The sequence below is a fragment of the Spinactinospora alkalitolerans genome (genome assembly GCF_013408795.1).
GTDB classification, from domain to species: Bacteria; Actinomycetota; Actinomycetes; order Streptosporangiales; family Streptosporangiaceae; genus Spinactinospora; species Spinactinospora alkalitolerans.
The window spans coordinates 3,322,428-3,337,019 of record NZ_JACCCC010000001.1 but is presented as its reverse complement, the minus strand read 5'-3'; the positions used below and the strand labels follow the sequence as shown (position 1 = coordinate 3,337,019).

Here is a 14,592-nt window from a genome sequence, read left to right as displayed (position 1 = left end):
ACCCCATGAGAAAACGGAGGACGAAATGACGCGCGGATTCGGATTGGGAGTGGCCCAGGTCGGTGGAATCGGCCCCGCGGAGCCGAGGAGCTCGGTGGTCGCACGGCTGGTGGACCTGATGCGGCGGGCCAAGGACAAGGGGGCGTCCTTCGTGGTGTTCCCGGAACTGGCCCTCACCACGTTCTTTCCGCGGTACTGGCAGGAGTCGACCGATGCGATGGACCGGTACTTCGAGAGGTCGATGCCGAGCCGGGAGACCATCGCGCTCTTCGAGTGCGCACGCGATCTCCGCATCGGCTTCTCCCTCGGCTACGCCGAGCTGACGCCTGAGGGACGGCGCCACAACACCTCCGTCATCGTCGACGAAGCGGGGGAGATCCGCGGGAGGTACCGCAAGATCCACCTCCCGGGACACGCCGATCGCTGGGAGGGTGCGCCGTTCCAGCATCTTGAGAAGAGGTACTTCGAGGTCGGGGACCTGGGGCTCGGGGTCTTCCCCGCCGCCGGTACCCGGATCGGCATGTGCCTGTGCAACGACCGGCGGTGGCCGGAGGTGTACCGGGTCCTCGCGCTGCAGAGCGCGGAGCTGGTGGTCCTCGGCTACAACACCCCGACGGAGGTGCCGGGATGGCGGGAGGAGCCGCACGCCAAGATGTTCACCCACCTGCTGTCGCTGCAGGCGGGGGCCTACCAGAACTCCGTCTGGGTCGCCGCGGCGGGCAAGTCGGGGACCGAGGACGGGCAGCACCTCATCGGCGGGTCGGCGATCGTCGCCCCGTCCGGCGAGATCGTCGCCAAGGCCTCGACGGAGGGCGACGAGCTCGTCTACTGCGACATCGACCTGGACATGGCCGCACCGTACCGCAGCGGAGTCTTCGACTTCGAAGCCCACCGGCGGCCCGAGGAGTACACCCTGATCACGGAGCGGAAGGGGCGGGGAGAACCCCTTCCCCGGCCTGAGGGGAGCGCGGGCGGGCCGTAGTGGCTGCGCGCCGGCCCCCGATCGGATGAACCCGGCCCGCATCGGCCTGCGGCTGCTGGAGGACGCGCTGGCGCACCGCGACGCCACCACCGACGACGTCCGCGCCACGCTCGCCGACCACTGCTCCTTCCCGGACGGCATCTGCCGGCACATCGCCCCCGAAGCCGCCGCCGACGACCGGTTCCGCTCGGCGTACTCCATCGTCATGGACATCGACGAGCGGGAGCCGGCGATCGCCGGACACCATGGGCGCCGTGAATGCTCAGGGCTCCGACGACTGGGTCGTCATCGCGTTCTACGAGAACTTGCCCGGCTGCCCCCGTCCCATGGCGGCCGCGTGCGCTTGACCGCGTGACCGCGGCATCGACCGGGTGCCCGCGCCGACCGTTGCCCCGGCCGGCGGCGGAGCGTGATCGAGGACCGCCAGGGCGGAGTCGATCTGTCGGCGGAGGGTGAGAGCCTCGTCCGCGAGCGCGGTGAGCAGTACGGCGGGCCCGGTGAGCGGCATCAGGGCGGCGCCGGAAGCAGCGGCTCCCGAGGCGTCGACGCCGGCGCGAGGCAGCCGGTCCGCGATGGGTGGTGCCCCGTCGGGATCGACGAGGAGCAGGGAGCCCAGTGCCCGCCGGCCACCGGTGACGGCCGGGCCGTCCCAGCCCGGGGCGCGTGGCCCCAGATGGAGCTCCTGGTCATGCAGTGGCCCGTCTCCGACGGTGACCCGCAGCCGCTGGTGGACGGTACCCGGTTGCTCACCGTGCCGGCCGAGCAGCAACTCCTCTCGGAGCAGTAGACGCGCGCCCGGTTCCAGACTTATGCGGGTCGCGGCGCGGTGATCACAGCCGCGGGCGGCGATGACCGGTTCGGGCAGCCAGACCAGGGTCCCGCCGGCCGCGACCCTCGCGGCGACCTCGCTGGATGACGGGCGTCCGTGTGGCCCCGGCAGCAGCAGCGACGCGGCGACGGTGCGCAGGATCAGGGCCGCGCCCGGTCCGACCTCGATGTCGAGGCGCAGGTGGTCTCCGCCGATCGGCCCCGCCGCCCCGGCGGCGAGTGAGACCCGGGTGGTTCCCGGGCCTTGGATGTTCCAACGCTGCATCGGCTCCGGACGCACCGGGTTGGTGGGCCGTAGGATCAACGGCGCGTCCGAACGCAGCCGGCTGATCCGGGTCCGGCCGGTGGGACCGGAACGGCGTTCGACGGCCAGCCGTGCGGAGGCCCGCATCAGCCGGTGGGTACGGCGAGGCGGTCCCGCACCCACATGGCGACGTCCGTCGCGGCGGGATCCCGGGTCAGTGACGTGAACAGCACGGGCAGCCCGCCGCGTTTGGCGTAGGCGTCGCGCCGCATGACGTCGAGATCCGCGTTGACCTGTGACGCGAGGTCGGTCTTGTTGATGACCAGCAGGTCCGCCCCGGTGACGCCGGGACCGCCCTTGCGTGGCACCTTGTCGCCGCCGGCGACGTCGATGACGAAGATCTGGTGGTGGACGAGTCCGCGGCTGAACGTCGCCGTCAGGTTGTCCCCGCCGCTCTCGATGAGGATGAGGTCCAGCGGCGGCAGGCTGTCTTCGAGGTCCTCGACGGCCTCGAGATTGGCGGAGATGTCGTCCCGGATCGCCGTGTGGGGGCAGGCTCCGGTCTCGACCGCCCGCACCCGCTCGGCGGAGAGCACCCCGTTGCGCAGCAGGAAGTCGGCGTCCTCGGTGGTGTAGATGTCATTGGTCACCACGGCCAGTCCGAGCTTCGTGCTGAGGCTGCGGCACAGTGCTGCGACCAGCGCGGTCTTGCCGGATCCGACGGGGCCGCCGATGCCGACCCGCAGGGCGTGGTCGGCCGAACGCGGCAGAGTCCCCGCCGTATCGGCGTGGCTGTGGGACTGCTTGTCGTTGTGGACGTGGTCCATGTGTTCAGGACGCAAAGAGACGTACCTCCCAAGTGGCGTGGTGCTCGGCGGAAACATCGAGGAGCGGCCCGGCGCGGGCCGGCAGGTCCGCCGGTGCGGTTCCGGCGTACCGGGCGCCGTCGGCGGCGACCGCGTGCACCTGCGACCCCAGTCGCGCGAGCACGGCGTGCACGGTGAACGGGTTCAGCGAAAGCAGGCGCACGGCTGCCGTCGCGGGTCCGGTGACGGCGTCGTGGGCGGCTGCCAGCGCGGCGGCATCGGGCTGAAGTCGTGCCGCGGCGGCCACCGCGCCCAACGCGACCGGCTGGTGAGGACCGCGTCCGGGGGAGGACGCCGGCGCGTCGAGAACGGGGTGGGGCCAGGCCGCCCGCCCCGCTCGCAGCAGTTGCCTGCCCAACCGGCGCGAGGTGGTTCGCAGTACCGGCGATGGGCAGCGGGCATCGAACTCGAGGTCCAACTGTTCGATCGTGGTCCTCGTGTCCGCTGGACCGCTCTGCCGGCTGTCCCCGTCGAGGCCGGCGGTGGTGTCGGACCGGGAGACGGCCTCCCGGAACGCGGCGCAGGCCGCCGCGGCGAATGCCGCCGCGACCACGCCGACGGTGTCGAGCCGTCCGCGCAGGAACAGCTCCAGGGCCGCGATGCCGTGCACGCCCTCCATTCCGGCCGCGGCTTCGAGGCCGCCGGAATGGGCGTGGCCGCCGGAGGGGAATCGTCCGTCGGCGAGCAGCAGCAGCGCCGGCGGCGTGGGCTGTCCGCCGTCGATGGGACGGTCGTCGCTGCGGGCGGGATCGGGCGCCATCAGAACAGGAAGTAGCGCTGCGCCATGGGCAGCTCGGTGGCCGGATCGTGCTCGATCAGCTCGCCGTCCACGTGCACGCTGAAGGTGTCCGGGTCGACCTCGATGCGGGGCGTCGCCGTGTTCTCGGGCAGGTCCTCCTTGCCGCGCCCCCGGACGTCGGCCACCGCGACCAGCCTGCGGCGGGTCGCGAGCCGATCGGCCAGGCCGTCCTCGATGGCCGCGGGTGCGACGAAGGCGACGCTGGTGGATGCGGCGGTCGGGCTCGAGGCGTTGAATCCGAGCCGGGGGAACACGGGCTGTGGAGTGGGTATGGCGGCGTTCGGGTCACCGAGGGCGGCGACCGCGGCCATTCCGCCCTTGAACACCGTCATGGGCCGGATCCCGAACAGGCCCGGCTGCCACAGCACCAGGTCGGCCATCTTGCCAGGCTCGACCGAGCCGATCTCGTGCTCCAGGCCGTGGGCGATCGCCGGGCAGATGGTGTACTTCGCGACGTAGCGCCGGGCCCGGTGGTTGTCGGCCGGTCCGTCTCCCGGCAGAGAGCCGCGTACCAGCTTCATCTGGTGGGCGGTCTGCCAGGTCCGGAGCACGACCTCCCCGATCCGGCCCATCGCCTGCGCGTCCGAGGACATGATCGACAGTGCGCCGAGATCCTGCAGCACGTCCTCCGCCGCGATCGTGCCCGCGCGCACCCGGCTCTCCGCGAACGCCAGATCGTTGGGAACCTGCGGATTGAGGTGATGAGCGGTCATCACCATGTCCAGGTGTTCGGCGATCGTGTTGTGGGTGAACGGCCGCGTCGGATTGGTCGAGGCCGGCAGCACGTACCGCTCACCGGCGATCTTGATGATGTCGGGCGCGTGGCCGCCGCCGGCCCCCTCGGTGTGGTAGGCGTGGAAGGTCCGTCCTTTCACCGCCGCGAGCAGGGTCTCCACGAATCCGGCCTCATTGAGGGTGTCGCTGTGGATGGCCACCTGCACGCCGGACTCGTCGGCGACCGTCAGCGAGGCATCGACCACGGCAGGAGTGGCGCCCCAGTCCTCATGGACCTTGAGCCCGCCCGCGCCGCCGCGCAGCTGCTCCCAGAGGGCCTCGTGGGACACGGTGTTGCCGCGCCCCAGGAACAGCACATTGACCGGCCAGGGATCGAAGGACTCCAGCATCTGCCTCATCCACCATGCGCCCGGGGTGGCCAGCGTGGCCTTGGATCCCTCGGTCGGACCGGTGCCACCGCCCACCACAGTGGTCGTCCCCGTGCCGAGAGCGATCTCGAACATGTCCGGACTGACGAAGTGCACGTGGCTGTCGATCGCCCCGGCCGTGAGGATCAGTCCGTTTCCGGCCGCCACCTCCGTGGACGGTCCGATCACCAGATCGGGATGCACTCCGTCCATGGTCTCGGGGTTGCCGGCCTTGCCCAGCGCCGCGATCCGGCCGTCCCGGATCCCGACATCGGCTTTGATCACGCCCCAGTGGTCCAGCACCACGGCACCGGTGATCACCAGGTCCGGTGTGCCCTCCGCGCGGGTCGCGCGCGATTGGCCCATCGACTCGCGCACCGACTTCCCGCCGCCGAAGATCGCCTCGTCCCCACCGCCGCAGAGGTCGTCGGTGACCTGGATGAACAGATTGGTGTCCGCCAACCTGATCCGGTCCCCGGTGGTCGGGCCGAAAGAAGCGGCGTACTCCGCTCGGTTGATCTCAACCATCGAGGTTGCCTCCGCACAGCCCGCGCAATCCGGCCACGATCCGCCGACCGCCGATCGGGATCAGTTCGACCTGCTCGACGGCCCCGGGTTCGAAGCGCATCGACCCACCGGACAGCACGTTCAGCCGTCGGCCCCAAGCGGCGTCCCTGTCGAAGTCCAGGGCGGTGTTGACCTCGGCGAAGTGGAAGTGGGAGCCGATCTGGACCGGCCGGTCGGCCGTATTCTCCACACGCAGGGTGATGGCGTCCTTCCCCGAGTTGATCGCGACCGGATCGTCGCCGTAGAGGATCTCGCCGGGAATCAGCGGCTCCTCGAGGTAAGGCTCGTGACCGGTGTAGTGCCGCCGCTCCGCCTGCCGCTCCCCGGTCCCCGGACGCCGCGGCAGGCTCGGGTTGTTCGATCCACTGGCCGGGTGCTTGTCGAGCTCATGCCGTCGGGACCGCTTGCGACCCGGGTCGTCGCTGGGGTGCTCACTGCGGCGAGTCATGAGATCGGTGCCGTGACGGTGATCAGTTTGGTGCCGTCCGGAAATGTCGCTTCGACTTGGAGCAGCCCCAGCAGTTCCGGAACCCCTTCCATCACATCGTCGCGACCGAGCACGTCGCGACCGGCGTCCATGAGATCGGCGACCGTACGTCCGTCCCGTGCGCCCTCGAGCAGGAACGACGTGATCAGCGCCGTGGCCTCGGGAAGGTTGAGCTTGACACCGCGGTCCCTGCGTTCGGCGGCGAGCTTGGCCGCGGTATAGATCATCAACCGCTCGCGCTCATGCATTGTCAAAAGCATTGGACGCTCCTCACGACGAGGTCCCCACTTTTTGCAGTACACACCCGGCGTCACGCGCGGTCAACGATGGTGACCAGTACGAACCGGGCTCGTTCGCCCTGGTCGGACTGCCCGGAGGGGCTTTCCGCCCGCGCTGCTCCGGCGGATGGACGGGCGTGTCTGGACGGGCGCGGAAAGCCCCTTCTCCGCTGGAGGACGGTCCTTCAGCGGCGGTGAGGATGCGACGGCGCCCCTCGAAGTTCGGCGGGAAGGGGAATATCTCGTGGGGGACGTTGTTGTACCGAACGATCGTAGGTTTCTGTGTATGTGTTTGACGCTCGCGGAAGTCGACGCGGGCGGTTGTCTGGCCAGTGATGGTGGGACGCGCCGCAGTTCGAGTGCGATCGAGGGGCCCGCGACCGCGGGTCCGCACACCGTCAACCTGTCAGGAGACAGATATGGCTCAGGGAACCGTCAAGTGGTTCAACGGGGAGAAGGGCTTCGGCTTCATCAGTCAGGATGAGGGCGGCCCGGACGTCTTCGTGCACTACAGCAACATCGCCGGCTCCGGCTTCCGCAACCTCGACGAGAACCAGCGCGTCGAGTTCGACGTCACGCAGGGCCCCAAGGGTCCGCAGGCCGAGCAGGTCCGGGGACTGTAACCGGGACGCCGCGCGCCACGGCGCGACCGGCGGATCCGTAGCGATGCCGACACCGCCGCCCCCACCCCGCAACGGGGTGGGGGCGGCGCCGTTCTCACGGGGCCCTCTGACCTCTTCGACGCCGGAACCACTCACGGTTCCGGGATGTGAGAAGGCCGGGATCGGCGGAGAAGCGGATGGACCAGGCGGTCAGCGACCGGAGATCATCTGCGCGATTCGCGCGTAGGCCGAGGTCGCGGCCACGTGGTCGTTCTCCCGCCGGTCGGCGGTACGGAACAGGTGGTAGATGAGTTGCACGCCCGTCCAGCGCAGCGGCTCCGGCTCCCAGTTGCGGACCCGGCGGCCGACCCAGGGCAGCCGGGTGAGCTCCGTGTCCTCGCGCAGCACCAGATCGCGCAGCGTCCGCCCGGCCAGGTTCGTCGTGGTGACCCCGCTCCCGACGTAGCCGCCGGCCCAGCCGAGCCCCGACTCGTGGTCCACGTGCGTGGTCGAACACCAGTCGCGGGGAACGCCGAGCACACCGCACCAGGCGTGCTGGACCGGGGCCTGCGCCGCGGCCGGCATCAGGCGCGACAGGACCCGCCACAGGGAGGCGACCGTCTGCGGCTGTGTCCCGCCGCGCCGGTCGGTGGCCGAACCGAACCGGTAGGGCACTCCCCGGCCGCCGATGGCGATGCGGTCGTCGGAGGTGCGCTGCGCGTAAACGTAGGCGTGGGCCTCGTCGCCGAGCAGCTCGCGGCCCTCCCAGCCGATGTGCTTCCACACGTCGGCGCCGAGCGGTTCGGTGACGATCATCGAACTGTTCATCGGAAGCCACTGGCGTCGCTGACCGGCCAGCGACGCGGTGAAGCCCTCGGTCGCCCGGATGACGTAGTCGGCGCGCACGTCGCCCCGGTCGGTGACGGCCGTCGCGGGCCGCCCGCCCGTCCGCGGACGGATTTCGGAGACCGCGGTGCCCTCGAAGATGTCGACCCCGAGGCCGGCCACCGTACGTGCCAACCCGATCGCGAGCTTGGCCGGCTGGATGCGCGCGCAGTGCGGCGTGTAGGTCGCGGCCAGTGCCCCTGCTACGCGGATCCGGCCCTCCCATTCGTCCCGGTCGAGGTTCCGCAGGTCATCGGGGCCGAATCCCCACTGGCGCAGGTCCTCGGTCTCGGCGAGCAGCCGGGCTCGCTGCGCGGGGTTGGTCGCGACGTGGATGAGCCCGCCCTTGACGATGTCGGCGTCGATCCCTTCACGCGCGGCCACGTCGATGACCTCGTCGACACCGGCGAACATGGCCCGCTGCAGGTCCACCATCGCCTGACGGCCGCGGGACCGCGCGTGGCGCCGCCGGGATCCGGCGAACTCCGCCGACAGCCAGCCGCCGTTGCGCCCGGACGCACCGAATCCGGCGAATTCGCGTTCCACGACGGCGATTCGCAGGTCGGGACGCTCCTGCTTGAGGTAGTAGGCGGTCCACAGGCCGGTGTAACCGCCGCCGACGATGCAGACGTCGTAGGCCGCGGAGCCCGCCAGGGGAGCGCGCCGCTCGGGGATCCCCGTCTGCCGGTACCAGAAGGACACCCCGCCGTTGCGGAACTCCTTCGAACGGGGGACGGCACGCAGCTCGGCGGCGCCGGGTAGCAGGTTCACGTGTGCATCTCCTCAGATGTCGAATCGTCGGCGAGGAGCACGGCGTCCCGTGCGCTCCACGTCAGGGTCACCTCGTCACCGATGCCGGCGCCGCTGAGCCGGCCGGCCTGTTCGCGGGCCAGCGCGGACGTGCCGTCGGGCAGGCGCAGTTCGAGTTTGCGGCCGGATCCCAGGTAGATCACTCCGGTGACGGTGGCCGGGAGCGCGCAGTCGTGCGATCCCGTGGGGTCCTGGCCGGCTTCGCGCACCGTGATGCGTTCGGGCCGGATGACCAGTGCGGCGGTACGCGCGCCCTCCGGCAGCGTGCCCTCGCCCCTCAGGCGGCGACCGCAGCAGCCGATGAGGGGTCTGCCGCCGTCGTGCTCGACCGGGCCGCGCAGCACGGTCGACTCCCCGATGAATCGGGCGACGAACAGCGTCCGCGGGCGCTCGTACAGCTCCTCCGCGGTACCGAGCTGCTCGATGTCGCCGCGGTTGAACACGGCGATGCGGTCGGAGAGGACCAGCGCCTCGTCCTGGTCGTGGGTGACGTAGACGAAGGTCGTGCCCAGCTCGGCATGGATGCGCCTGATCTCCAGCTGGAGCCGGTCGCGCAGCTTCTTGTCGAGCGCGCCGAGCGGTTCGTCCATCAGCAGCACGCGGGGCCGGTAGACGATGGAGCGTGCGACCGCCACACGCTGCTGCTGCCCGCCGGAGAGCTCGCGCGGGTAGCGGTGCGCGAAATCGTTGAGCCGCACCGACTCCAGCGCGGCCTGCACCAGCGGAGCGCGTCGCGCTTTGGGGACGCGGCGCTGCTTCAAGGGGTAGGCGATGTTGGCCGCGACCGTCATGTGCGGGAACAGCGCGTAGTGCTGGAACACCATTCCGAGGTCGCGCTTGTGCGTGGGCAGCGATCCGATGACGGTCCCGTCGATCAGCAGCCGTCCGGCGTCGGCCTCGGTGAAGCCCGCGATGACGTTGAGCGTGGTCGTCTTGCCCGAGCCGCTGGGCCCCAGCAGCGTGATGAACTCGCCGGGACGGACATCCAGGGAGACGCCGTCGATGGCGGTGAAGTCCCCGAACCGCTTGGTGATGTTCTCCAGGCGGACACCGGCGCCCCGGCCGCTGAGGTCCACGGCCGCGCCGGTGTCCGCAGGGACGGTGGCGGAGGTGGCGAGGCGAAGGTCAGCTGGCACGGTTCCTCCTGGTCAGGATCAGAGCGGCGAGCACGGCGAGCACGGTCGTGGTGAGGATGATCAGGGTCGCGGCGGCGGCGATGGTGGGGTCGGTGTCCCGGGTGACGCTGCTGTACATCTGGACCGGCAGCGTCCGCAGGTAGGGGCTCTGGATGAACAGTGAGACGACGACCTCGTCGAAACTGATGACGAAGGCGAAGAGGGCCCCGGAGGCGATCCCCGGCGCGATGAGCGGCAGTGTCACCGTGCGGAAGGCGGTCAGCCGCCCCGCTCCGAGAACGGAGGCGGCCTGCTCGTAGCGGCGGTCGAACCCTCGCAGGCTCGCCGCCACGGGGATCACCACGAACGGCAGCGCCAGAATGGTGTGCGCCATGAGGAAGCCGAAGAACGTGCCGATGAGCCGGAGTTCGAGGAAGACCCCGTACAGGCCGATGGCGACCACGACACCGGGGACGATGATCGGTGTCAGCAGCGCCCCGTTGGCCAGGGAAAGCCCGCGCACACGGGCCCGGGTGAGGCCCAGGGCGGCCAGCGTCCCCAGGACGGTGGCCAGGACGGTGACCGCCGCGGCCACCTGGAGGGAGTCGAGCAGGGACCGGACCCACTGGGGGTCGGTGAAGAAGTTGGCGTACCAGCGCATGGACCAGCCGGTGGGAGGAAACGCCAGCGACGCCTTGTCGGTCAGCGAGAGCGGGACGACGATCAGCGCCGGGGCCACCAGCCACACGCCGATCAGGGCGCAGAACAGCCACAGGGGGAGAAGGCGCATACGTGTTCTCATCGGCCCCTCCGCCTTCCGCCGAATCGCAGTGTCAGTGCCCCCATCGCCAGCAGGGCGAGTGTCATGCCGAGCAGCACGACACCCATCGCGCCGCCTCTTCCCCACTCCAGCAGGCCGTTGACCTGGGTGAATATCTCCTGGGAGAGCAGCGAGTCCTGGGGTGACCCCAGGAGCGCCGGGGTCACGTAGAATCCCAGCGCGTTGATGAAGACGGTCAGCGCACCTGCTGCGACGCCCGGCAGCGACAGCGGCACGTACACCTGCCAGAAGGCCGTGATCGGGCGGGCGCCGAGGCTGCGCGCCGCCAGCAGGTGGCGGCGGTCGATACCGCTCATGACGGCGTACAGCGGCAGCACCATGAACGGCATGAGCATCTGGACCATCGCCACGACGACTCCGGACTGGGTCCGGATGAGGTGCAGCGGCCCGAGCCCCATGGCGCCCAGTGCCTGGTTGATCAGTCCGGTGTCCTGCATCAGGATCACCCAGGCGAAGGTCCGCACCATGAGGCTGGTCCAGAACGGGACGAGCACGAGCAGGGTCAGCACGGTCAGTCCCCGCCGCCCCGCCAGTGTCATGGCGTAGGCGTAGGGGTAGCCCAGCAGCAGGGCGAACAGGGTGACCCACGCGGCGGTGGAGAAGGTGCGTCCGAGCGCGTCCAGGTTGGCGGGGGTCTCGAAGAACCAGGCGAAATTCGCCAGGCCCGGCTGCGGGTCGGTGAAGGCGCGCCAGACGGTGCCGAACAGCGGGACGCCGAAGAACACCAGGAGGAGCAGCAGGGCGGGCAGGAGCAGGAGCGCGGGGCGCCGTTCTCCCGCGCCGGCGCGTGCCGGCGCCGTATCGGGGGTGCGGCCGGAGCCCGCGGTGCCCGGGGCGGAGTCGAGGAGTGTCATCGGGTCACCGCCCGGCCAGCCAGGTGGACCAGCCTTGGATCAGTTCCTCCTGGTGCTCGGCCCACCATTCGATGTCGACGGGGGCGGCCTTCTCCTTGACACCGGGCTGGGTGGTGAGGAAGGACCGCGCGGTCGGGTCGAGATCGGGTTCGGCCTCGGTGTTGATCGGGGAGTAGGACGTGAGTTCGGTGAGGTCCTCCTGCTGCCGCGCGCCGAGGTAGTAGTTGATGAGCGCCATGGACGAGCGGGGATTCCGGCTCCCCTTGACCACGCCCAGGGAGTCCATGACCGGCAGCCACTGGTCCCAGGTGACGGCGAAGGGAGCCCCGTTCCGCACCGCGGCGTAGCCGCGGCCGCTCCACACCATCGCCATGTCCACCTCTTCGGATTCCAGCAGTTGCTGCTGTTCGGCTCCGGTCTCCCAGAACACGAGATCGTCGCGGACGGTGTCGAGCCGCTCGTGCGCCCGGTCGACGTCGAGCGGATAGAGATCGTCCGGGCTGACGCCGTCGGCCAGGAGGGCGGCCTCGTATGGGCCGGGTGCCGCGTCGTTGGGGATGCCGGATATGGCGCGCCGTCCGGGGAAGGCCTCGGTGTCGAAGAAGTCCGCCCAGGAACCGGGGGGCCTTCCCCGGTATTTCTCGGTGTTGTAGACCAGCACCATGCCGTACTGCATGGCCGGAACCGTGCATTCGCCGGCGAGGCCCTCGGGGATCCTGCTCTTGTCGATGATCGAGTAGTCCAGGGGCATCAGCAGGTCGCCGCAGTGTGCACTGCCCCAGATCGCGTCGGTGTCGACGACGTCCCAGGTCACGACGCCCGCCTCGACCTGGGAGGCGATCTTGGCGTAGTCGGTGGGGCCGTCGGTGACCACCCGCGCTCCCGATTCCTCGGCGAACGGGTCGACCGCCGCCTCCTCCTGCCCCTTCTGGTAGGTGCCGCCATAGGAGACGAATGTCATGGCGGTGCCCTCCAGCGCGCCGGGACGCACGGTCCCCGCTTCGGGCGGGCCGGAGCCCAGGTCCAGGTCGGCCGGCTCGGCGGGCAAGGAGCAGGCGGTGGCCGACAGGGTCAGCAGGATCGCCGCGCGGCTCAGCAGGGGTCGCTGCGGCTGACATCGGGACGATTGCATTCGTCGCTCCATTCGGTTCGCCCACCGGGGTCCGGGCGATGTCCGGCCGCGGCCGGAGGGATCGCCGTTCACTCAATCGGGGGTGGGCGGGCTGATGATCCACAGCACCTCTGCGGCGCCCTCGCCGGCGTTGGCCGCGAGGTGCGGGGTCGAGCTGGGGTATTCGATGCTGTCGCCGGCGTGGAGGTCATGCTCCTGCTGGGCGCCCTCTGGGCCGAGCCAGAGCCGTACCCGTCCGTGCAGGACCATGAAGATCTCCTGGGCGTCCCCGTGGGAGTAGGGGGCGTCGCCGGTCCGCGCCGCCGGATCCAGCTCGGCCGAGTAGACCTCGACGTGGCGCAGGGGGCGCTGGGATATCAGCGATTTGTGGACGCCTTTGGCCCCTTCCAGCCGGGGTCGCCGGGCACGCCGCGTCACTCGGGGGCCCGCCGACCCCGAATCGTCGAACAGGTCCGCCATCGTGATCCCCAACGCCGTGGTGATCCGGCGCAGGGTGCCGATGCTGGCGTTGGTGCGGCCGCGCTCCAGCTGGCTGATGAAACTCGGGCTCGCCTGCGCCGCCTGGGCCAGGGATCGCACCGTCATCCTGCGCATCGTCCGGTACTCCCGGATCCGCGCACCCGGCCCCGCGCCGTTCTCTCCCATACCACCTACTGCATTGATCGTTCACTCTCACTGAACAGTTTGTTCAGCCTCATGGCAGTAGATATTCAGTGCCCGACGTCACATCTGGCAAGGGGCACCCGTATTAAGAATGGGTAACGCGGCGTGATGGACCGGATTCGGCCGGTGGAAGCACCGGGCCGGTGACCACCCGGCCGATCAGGTCTGCGACTCCGGCGCCGGGCAGGAGGCCGCTGCACGCAGCCTGGTGCGCAGGGCCGCCGCCAGAAGAATGAGTCCGCCCACGGCCAGCAGCGGCTGGAGTGGCGCGAACCACGTGAGCGCTCCCGACGTTCCCACGGCGAGGAGGACGAGCTTGTTGCACACGGGGCACCCGATGGCGAGCCAGGCCAGGATCCCGCCGCCGAGCCCTCTCGGCCCGGTCGGGTCCTTTCGGCGCGTCGGCGGCGTCGGCCCGGCGTAGGTGGCGAGCAGGAGGCCGCACAGGAGGGCGGTGGCCGCCCAGACGGGATAGGACCACCAGGTCGGTTCGATCTCCCTGGAGAACAGGCCGTTGGGGATCAGGACCGCGGGGATTCCCAGGAGCACCAGAGAGGCGGCCGTGCCCACGCCGGCGACGCCCCATTGCCTCATCGTCCACATTCGCATCGTTGGCCGGCGCTCCCTGCTGGTCGGGGGTTTCGCGGAAGAGGGGGCGGTGGACTCCCGCCACGCGTCCCTTCCGCTCTCTATGTTGCATAGAATCGCCTCTATCGTACATAGAAGAAGTGTGATCGGCTCGACAGGACGGTGTTCCATGTCCACTCGCCCAACAACAACGCGTGCCTCCTGGTGGCCTCTGGTCCTGGGAGGCGTGCTGTCCCTGGTCCTGGCCGGTGGCCTGGTCGTCGGCCTGGGCGACGGAGATGATGCGGCGCCGAACGAGTCCGGCACGCCTCAGACGGGCGGAGTCAGCGACGAGATGCGCGAGCTGGGCGCCTCCCTGGCGCGCCGCGACTCCGGCGACCCGATGGCCGTCGGGGACGCGGACGCGCCGGTGGTGCTGATCGCCTATTCGGACTACCAGTGCCCGTACTGCCAGAAGTGGGTGCAGGAGACCCAGCCCGAACTCGTCGAACGCTACGTCGAGGAGGGTGAGATGCGCATCGAGTGGCGTGAGTTCCCCTACATGGGCGAGGCGTCGCGGACCCTGGCCGTCGGGGCGCGGGCCGCCGCTGAGCAGGACATGTTCTGGGAGTACCACGGGACCGTGTACGAGGCGATGGAAGAGCTGAAGGGAGCCGGGCCCCAGCTGGAGGAGCGGGTGGCGGAGCTCGCCGCCGAGGCCGGCTTGGACCGCGACCGGTTCGCCGAGGATCTGGACCGCGAGGACCTGGCCGCAGAGGTGGACGCGGATTTCAGTGAAGGGCAGCAGATCGGGGTGAACGGCACGCCGGCTTTCCTGATCAACGGCGATCCGGTCATGGGCGCCCAGCCCCTGCCGACGTTCACCTCCAGTATCGACGACGCGCTCGCCGCGGCCGAGGAGGGCTGAGA

General features: G+C 70.2%; 17 protein-coding genes. 4 read left to right on the top strand and 13 right to left on the bottom strand.

Features of this window, described 5'->3' with window-relative positions:
• Window positions 1-25: 25 nt before the first annotated feature.
• Both HDA32_RS14895 and HDA32_RS14890 read left to right on the top strand, forming a co-directional pair.
• Complete coding sequence (locus HDA32_RS14895) at window positions 26-982, top strand: N-carbamoyl-D-amino-acid hydrolase (protein WP_179643762.1); 957 nt, start codon at window positions 26-28, stop codon at window positions 980-982.
• 25 nt (window positions 983-1,007) lie between these two features.
• A complete protein-coding gene (locus HDA32_RS14890) occupies window positions 1,008-1,337 on the top strand; it encodes a hypothetical protein (protein ID WP_179643761.1) in 330 nt (109 codons plus the stop codon).
• Here the strand turns inward: HDA32_RS14890 and HDA32_RS14885 are convergent.
• From HDA32_RS14885 to HDA32_RS14860, 6 genes are read right to left on the bottom strand one after another with little or no spacing between them, the layout of a single operon-like run.
• The gene (locus HDA32_RS14885) at window positions 1,278-2,201 is read right to left on the bottom strand and encodes an urease accessory protein UreD (protein ID WP_179643760.1); all 924 of its coding nucleotides are present in this window, start codon (window positions 2,199-2,201) and stop codon (window positions 1,278-1,280) included. The genes HDA32_RS14890 and HDA32_RS14885 overlap by 60 nt on opposite strands.
• Window positions 2,201-2,881 (bottom strand): urease accessory protein UreG, encoded by a 681-nt coding sequence (ureG, locus tag HDA32_RS14880; protein ID WP_179643759.1) that lies wholly within the window; start codon window positions 2,879-2,881, stop codon window positions 2,201-2,203. The genes HDA32_RS14885 and ureG overlap by 1 nt, the downstream gene beginning before the upstream one ends.
• A gap of 4 nt (window positions 2,882-2,885) precedes the next feature.
• Window positions 2,886-3,680, bottom strand: a complete 795-nt coding sequence (locus HDA32_RS14875; RefSeq protein ID WP_179643758.1) for an urease accessory protein UreF — start codon at window positions 3,678-3,680, stop codon at window positions 2,886-2,888.
• On the bottom strand, window positions 3,680-5,389 hold the full coding sequence (locus tag HDA32_RS14870) for an urease subunit alpha (RefSeq protein WP_179643757.1): 1,710 nt from the start codon (window positions 5,387-5,389) through the stop codon (window positions 3,680-3,682). The genes HDA32_RS14875 and HDA32_RS14870 overlap by 1 nt, the downstream gene beginning before the upstream one ends.
• Window positions 5,382-5,876 carry an urease subunit beta gene (locus HDA32_RS30720; RefSeq protein ID WP_179643756.1) on the bottom strand — a complete coding sequence of 165 codons (495 nt, stop codon included), beginning with the start codon at window positions 5,874-5,876 and terminating at the stop codon, window positions 5,382-5,384. The genes HDA32_RS14870 and HDA32_RS30720 overlap by 8 nt, the downstream gene beginning before the upstream one ends.
• Window positions 5,873-6,175, bottom strand: coding sequence for an urease subunit gamma (locus HDA32_RS14860; protein ID WP_179643755.1), 303 nt, complete (start codon window positions 6,173-6,175; stop codon window positions 5,873-5,875). Before HDA32_RS14860 ends, HDA32_RS30720 begins: the two co-directional genes overlap by 4 nt.
• 437 nt (window positions 6,176-6,612) lie before the next feature.
• Between HDA32_RS14860 and HDA32_RS14855 the strand changes: the two genes are divergently transcribed.
• Entirely contained in the window at window positions 6,613-6,816 is a 204-nt protein-coding gene (locus HDA32_RS14855) for a cold-shock protein (RefSeq protein WP_179643754.1), read from the top strand.
• Window positions 6,817-7,005: 189 nt separating this feature from the next.
• Here the strand turns inward: HDA32_RS14855 and HDA32_RS14850 are convergent, their stop codons facing one another.
• The 7 genes from HDA32_RS14850 to HDA32_RS14820 all read right to left on the bottom strand — a co-directional run bounded on the left by HDA32_RS14850 (window position 7,006) and on the right by HDA32_RS14820 (window position 13,704).
• Window positions 7,006-8,451 (bottom strand): NAD(P)/FAD-dependent oxidoreductase, encoded by a 1,446-nt coding sequence (locus tag HDA32_RS14850; RefSeq protein ID WP_312863195.1) that lies wholly within the window; start codon window positions 8,449-8,451, stop codon window positions 7,006-7,008.
• A complete protein-coding gene (locus HDA32_RS14845) occupies window positions 8,448-9,626 on the bottom strand; it encodes an ABC transporter ATP-binding protein (protein WP_218882463.1) in 1,179 nt (392 codons plus the stop codon). The genes HDA32_RS14850 and HDA32_RS14845 overlap by 4 nt, the downstream gene beginning before the upstream one ends.
• Window positions 9,616-10,395 (bottom strand): ABC transporter permease, encoded by a 780-nt coding sequence (locus HDA32_RS14840; protein WP_218882462.1) that lies wholly within the window; start codon window positions 10,393-10,395, stop codon window positions 9,616-9,618. Before HDA32_RS14840 ends, HDA32_RS14845 begins: the two co-directional genes overlap by 11 nt.
• An 8-nt stretch (window positions 10,396-10,403) precedes the next feature.
• On the bottom strand, window positions 10,404-11,300 hold the full coding sequence (locus tag HDA32_RS14835; RefSeq protein WP_179643752.1) for an ABC transporter permease: 897 nt from the start codon (window positions 11,298-11,300) through the stop codon (window positions 10,404-10,406).
• Between the two features lie 4 nt (window positions 11,301-11,304).
• Entirely contained in the window at window positions 11,305-12,432 is a 1,128-nt protein-coding gene (locus tag HDA32_RS14830; protein WP_179643751.1) for an ABC transporter substrate-binding protein, read from the bottom strand.
• A 72-nt stretch (window positions 12,433-12,504) separates the two neighbouring features.
• A complete protein-coding gene (locus HDA32_RS14825; protein ID WP_179643750.1) occupies window positions 12,505-13,077 on the bottom strand; it encodes a helix-turn-helix domain-containing protein in 573 nt (190 codons plus the stop codon).
• 177 nt (window positions 13,078-13,254) lie between these two features.
• Window positions 13,255-13,704, bottom strand: a complete 450-nt coding sequence (locus HDA32_RS14820; protein ID WP_179643749.1) for a hypothetical protein — start codon at window positions 13,702-13,704, stop codon at window positions 13,255-13,257.
• A 148-nt stretch (window positions 13,705-13,852) separates the two neighbouring features.
• On the opposite strand from HDA32_RS14820, the gene HDA32_RS14815 reads away from it, so the two are divergent.
• A complete protein-coding gene (locus tag HDA32_RS14815; protein ID WP_179643748.1) occupies window positions 13,853-14,590 on the top strand; it encodes a DsbA family protein in 738 nt (245 codons plus the stop codon).
• The last annotated feature ends 2 nt before the right edge of the window (window positions 14,591-14,592 follow it).

What these genes read in the sequence shown, in the direction of transcription:
- HDA32_RS14875 (WP_179643758.1), bottom strand. Translation starts at nt 3,680, where the DNA reads ATGGCGCCCGATCCCGCCCGCAGCGACGACCGTCCCATCGACGGCGGA.
- HDA32_RS14835 (WP_179643752.1), bottom strand. Translation starts at nt 11,300, where the DNA reads ATGACACTCCTCGACTCCGCCCCGGGCACCGCGGGCTCCGGCCGCACC.
- HDA32_RS14890 (WP_179643761.1), top strand. Translation starts at nt 1,008, where the DNA reads ATGAACCCGGCCCGCATCGGCCTGCGGCTGCTGGAGGACGCGCTGGCG.
- ureG (WP_179643759.1), bottom strand. Translation starts at nt 2,881, where the DNA reads ATGGACCACGTCCACAACGACAAGCAGTCCCACAGCCACGCCGATACG.
- HDA32_RS14820 (WP_179643749.1), bottom strand. Translation starts at nt 13,704, where the DNA reads ATGCGAATGTGGACGATGAGGCAATGGGGCGTCGCCGGCGTGGGCACG.
- HDA32_RS14840 (WP_218882462.1), bottom strand. Translation starts at nt 10,395, where the DNA reads ATGCGCCTTCTCCCCCTGTGGCTGTTCTGCGCCCTGATCGGCGTGTGG.
- HDA32_RS14830 (WP_179643751.1), bottom strand. Translation starts at nt 12,432, where the DNA reads ATGCAATCGTCCCGATGTCAGCCGCAGCGACCCCTGCTGAGCCGCGCG.
- HDA32_RS14815 (WP_179643748.1), top strand. Translation starts at nt 13,853, where the DNA reads ATGTCCACTCGCCCAACAACAACGCGTGCCTCCTGGTGGCCTCTGGTC.
- HDA32_RS14855 (WP_179643754.1), top strand. Translation starts at nt 6,613, where the DNA reads ATGGCTCAGGGAACCGTCAAGTGGTTCAACGGGGAGAAGGGCTTCGGC.
- HDA32_RS14885 (WP_179643760.1), bottom strand. Translation starts at nt 2,201, where the DNA reads ATGCGGGCCTCCGCACGGCTGGCCGTCGAACGCCGTTCCGGTCCCACC.
- HDA32_RS14825 (WP_179643750.1), bottom strand. Translation starts at nt 13,077, where the DNA reads ATGGGAGAGAACGGCGCGGGGCCGGGTGCGCGGATCCGGGAGTACCGG.
- HDA32_RS14870 (WP_179643757.1), bottom strand. Translation starts at nt 5,389, where the DNA reads ATGGTTGAGATCAACCGAGCGGAGTACGCCGCTTCTTTCGGCCCGACC.
- HDA32_RS30720 (WP_179643756.1), bottom strand. Translation starts at nt 5,876, where the DNA reads ATGACTCGCCGCAGTGAGCACCCCAGCGACGACCCGGGTCGCAAGCGG.
- HDA32_RS14895 (WP_179643762.1), top strand. Translation starts at nt 26, where the DNA reads ATGACGCGCGGATTCGGATTGGGAGTGGCCCAGGTCGGTGGAATCGGC.
- HDA32_RS14860 (WP_179643755.1), bottom strand. Translation starts at nt 6,175, where the DNA reads ATGCTTTTGACAATGCATGAGCGCGAGCGGTTGATGATCTATACCGCG.